The 659-nt window shown below is 65.6% G+C and carries 2 pseudogenes; both read right to left on the bottom strand.

Annotation, left to right across the window (positions count from 1 at the left end):
• Nucleotides 1-217 (bottom strand): annotated as a pseudogene (locus ABD350_RS14760) (branched chain amino acid aminotransferase); the annotation flags it as partial.
• A 294-nt stretch (nt 218-511) separates the two neighbouring features.
• Nucleotides 512-659, bottom strand: a pseudogene (locus tag ABD350_RS14755) (ketol-acid reductoisomerase); the annotation flags it as partial.

Raw genomic sequence — 659 nt, 5'->3', positions numbered from 1 at the left:
CCTGGCCGTAGTGCAGGACGTGCGTGGAGGGATCCAGCGAGATCGGACCGTACGGAACGAGCTGGGCGTCGTGCCAGCCGCGGCCCTCGGTCCACTTGATCGTCACCATGTGGTCGGTGAAGTGGCGGCCGAAGCCCGGGTTGGCCAGGATCGCCTCGCGCTCTGCGGCGGCGAGCGGGCTGGCGGACGGCTTGAGCTCGATCGTGGGCGTCGTCATCAGTGGTTGTCCTTCGCGTCCTGGCGAACATCGTGGGCGGCGTTGGTCCTTCGGGTGGGCGGACGTCCGGGGCTTGTCACCCGGGAGAAGCAGCACACTGGGTGAGACGGCCACGCTGACGTCTGTCACTGGAAGTCAGCCGGTCTCAGCGTTCGGTTGCGCCCCAAGAGGTCGGAGCCGGGCAGGAATATGTGCGCTCCGAGGCCGGCACCCATCACGGGAGTGCGGTGATCACCAACTGCACGTCACCCTGCGCATCCCCTTTTCCCCTCGCCTGCCGAGTTACGCATCGGCCTACATGGTCTCTTCGTTGACCCAGCTCATCAGCTTGCGCAGCTGCTTGCCGGTGGTCTCCAGCAGGTGCTCGGAGTCCTGCTCCTTGTAGTCGTCGTACTTCTTCAGGCCGCCGTGGTACTCGTCCATCCAGTTCTTGGCGAAGGTG

It is taken from the genome of Streptomyces nogalater (genome assembly GCF_039532885.1).
Lineage (GTDB): Bacteria > Actinomycetota > Actinomycetes > Streptomycetales > Streptomycetaceae > Streptomyces > Streptomyces nogalater.
The sequence above is the reverse complement of the archived record's forward strand: the minus strand, read 5'-3'. Positions and strand labels throughout refer to the sequence as shown.